Here is a 3,103-nt window from a genome sequence, read left to right as displayed (position 1 = left end):
CTATTATCAGGGATGTTTAATTTTCAAAGAGCAATTAAGAGAAAGAAAAAGTAAATTTTACTATTCCTTTATTAACAATAAGTTATGTAAAATATCAATTCACAATTCAAGATGCGACCCTACACACACCCCAATTCAAGATGCGACCCTACACACACCACATTTCCCCTACACATTTCCCGACCCTACACATTTCCCTACACATTTCCTATTCCCTCTTTTCCTCGCTCATCTTCTATCCCTGCTTTTACATAAGAATCTACATGTTGTAGGTCTTTATACTGAAATATAATCGAACCGTCTACATTCAGTATTACCTGAAATGTCTCTTTTTTATCACCTGGCCAGTACAACGGTACATCTTCCCAACTCATTACCCACTTATCACCTAAATCCTTATATGTAATCTTACCGCCTTTAGATGGATTCAGGTCTCTAAAAAATGGTGCAATCTCTATTATCAGGGATGTTTAATTTTCAAAGAGCAATTAAGAGAAAGAAAAAGTAAATTTTACTATTCCTTTATTAACGATAAGTTATGTAAAATATCAATTCACAATTCAAGATGCGACCCTACACTACCGCCGACCCTACACTACACCCTACACCCCGACGCTACACCCCGACGACCCTACACCCCGACCCGACCCTACACCCCGACCCACAAAATTATTCCCCCTTTCTTGGTGTCCACCAATCAAATGTGGTCTCTGTCTGACACCAGTCAACTTTAGGATCTACAATTTTTCTAATTAGTCTATTATTTGTACCATCTGCATTTATTACATGTAATTCCGTTCTATTTGCCCACAACATAACAGGCCAATCTGTAGAAACATAGTAAGTATACATAATTTTTTTACCATCAGATGACCAACAAACTTCTTTATATCCTCCCAACCCTCTTTGTTCAGCAATCTTCCTTAAATTTGTACCATTACTATTTATTACATATATTCCATCTATTTGATTTATTCCCTTTGGAGAGACTTTTTCTCTTCCAATGAAAACAATTTGATTCCCCTCTGGCGACCATCGGGGGGTACTATCATAATCGACTTCTACCACATCATCAAAAATAATTCGACCTGTGCGGTTAGGTTATAGACTGCCAATTTGAGTTCCCCCCACTGATGGAATCTGAAATCTTCCCCGCTGGCGGGGGATTAAGGGGGTGGAAATCTCTTCAATCACCATTTCAATATTTCTTGTCACATCTTCTATCTGATTTAATACCTCATCATCCGCAAATCTCAATACTCTAAATCCTCTTTGCGAATGGTTGAAATTCCTTATTGGATGCGTAATTGTTAGATTTGTCAGATTTCACATTCCACCCCCTAACCCCCGCCAGCGGGGGACACATGGTATCATACTTCTTATTCCATTGCCCTTGATAATTTCTAACCGCACAGGTCGAAATAATTTGTTTTAGAGCAGTACCATCAACATTCATAATAAAAATATTACCTGGTTCCCATTTAGAAGTTTCAATATGCTTTTTGCATCCCCTAAAGAGAATTTTTTTACCATCTGGAGATACATCATGTTTATCTTTAGAAAGATATATCCCCGTTTCATTTTCTTTCTCTCCTTCATTGGTTAACTGTTTAAGATCAGTACCATCAATTTTTATAGTGTATATCTCATTCTCTTTTCTAAAGGCAATCATCTTTCCATTTTGGAAAAAAGATGGACTACCTCCCCCTTTACATATTTCTTTAAACTCACTTCCATCTTCATTTATAATATATATTTGGTTATTTACCCCTCCTTTCTCATACGAGTATACATGGAAAACAATCTTTTTTCCATCTGGTGACCATCTTGGAGTTTCAATATTCTGAAAAAATACATCTTGGAGTAGATGATAATTGCTACCATCAGCATTCATAACATATAATTGGCATCCTTTTCGTACCATTTTTCCTCTTTCTTTTTCCCATACCTCTTTGGCTATAACTACTTTTCCCTCTAATTGTTTCACCCCCTGTTCAGTATTCCCTTTAATACTCATCCCTGCACACCCTAATATTATTAAAGATATTACCAAAAAGAGATAAAGAACTCTTTTCATCACTTTCTCCTTTATCTCCTTCTCATCGATACCGCTCATACTGAATTAATAGGTATGCAGGTAATGCACCAGGCCCTCCCATAGAGCCATAAACACCCATTGTAAGCCAGACATCTATTTGTTTAGTAAATAATTGAGTAGGAACTATACCAAGTGCCCTACCTACATCCTGATGACATACTCCTTCTAAAATATATCTAAACCTGGAGGCAAAAGAGGAAGTAATACTTTGCCTCGTGATTACCCCTGTATGAGTCGTCAATGGTACCTTTCCCAGAACCTTATCATGACTAATATATCCTAAAACATCATTCCCTCGAACAACCTTCTTAAAACCATGCATGCCTTCGTCAAGTGCGTATCTTCCAGAAACCTTAGCCTGTGTAAATTTTCCTCCTTTAGTAGGATCAATGGCATTCTTCACCTCATCTTCATTCGTAGCTAATAAACTCACATTTTTATCCCAATTCAACCTTGTTTCAATCCCTGCTTGTATAAAGGCTGAAGCGAATACAGATTCCCAGAAGTTATCTATTCCTAATTCGTTTCGCACGAAGTCTGTGGACATAATGATTTGAGTAATACCAGAGGCTATTACCCTATTTGAGGCAAATGTTTCTGCTACACCAGCACCTACTCCTGCATCCATTGCTCCTGAGAATGCTATCCCATAGGTCATCAGACTCATCATTCCACCTATAACGAACGATTCAAGGCTGAATTCACCAGTTTCAAAATAGGTTATACCCGCACTAACAAAACCACCAATCAGGAATGCTGCCCACCAAGCAAACTCACCGTTGGGGTCTACATAAACAAGTGGATTGTTATAACAATAAACATACGGATTTGAACCAACTATATCTACAGGATCCGGTGAAATAAACCTGCCCAGTGCCGGGTCGTAGTATCTGGCGCCGAAGTAGAACAGGCCGCTGTCATCCAATTCCTTGCCTGTAAATGTTGGTCCGCCGACAGGTCCGCCACCACCAAAGGGATAATAGAAATACTGCTCAACTACCTTGC

5 protein-coding genes are annotated in these 3,103 nt (G+C 38.5%); all 5 read right to left on the bottom strand.

The features are described from left to right. Positions 1-197: 197 nt before the first annotated feature. The gene (locus AB1422_18405) at positions 198-374 is read right to left on the bottom strand and encodes a hypothetical protein (protein ID MEW6621273.1); all 177 of its coding nucleotides are present in this window, start codon (positions 372-374) and stop codon (positions 198-200) included. A gap of 295 nt (positions 375-669) precedes the next feature. Beyond that, complete coding sequence (locus tag AB1422_18400) at positions 670-1,068, bottom strand: hypothetical protein (protein MEW6621272.1); 399 nt, start codon at positions 1,066-1,068, stop codon at positions 670-672. Between the two features lie 33 nt (positions 1,069-1,101). Beyond that, the gene (locus AB1422_18395) at positions 1,102-1,257 is read right to left on the bottom strand and encodes a hypothetical protein (GenBank protein MEW6621271.1); all 156 of its coding nucleotides are present in this window, start codon (positions 1,255-1,257) and stop codon (positions 1,102-1,104) included. A 4-nt stretch (positions 1,258-1,261) separates the two neighbouring features. Then, positions 1,262-2,077, bottom strand: coding sequence for a hypothetical protein (locus AB1422_18390; GenBank protein ID MEW6621270.1), 816 nt, complete (start codon positions 2,075-2,077; stop codon positions 1,262-1,264). Positions 2,078-2,099: 22 nt separating this feature from the next. After that, positions 2,100-3,103: RHS repeat-associated core domain-containing protein (locus AB1422_18385; protein ID MEW6621269.1), on the bottom strand; the 1,004-nt coding region annotated here is incomplete at its 5' end.

The organism is bacterium (assembly GCA_040757115.1).
Lineage (GTDB): Bacteria > UBA9089 > CG2-30-40-21 > CG2-30-40-21 > SBAY01 > JBFLXS01.
This window is presented reverse-complemented; position numbering and strand designations above follow the sequence as displayed.

Coding starts and splice junctions, on each gene's coding strand:
- AB1422_18405 (MEW6621273.1), bottom strand. CDS start 374: ATGAGTTGGGAAGATGTACCGTTGTACTGGCCAGGTGATAAAAAAGAG.
- AB1422_18390 (MEW6621270.1), bottom strand. CDS start 2,077: ATGAAAAGAGTTCTTTATCTCTTTTTGGTAATATCTTTAATAATATTA.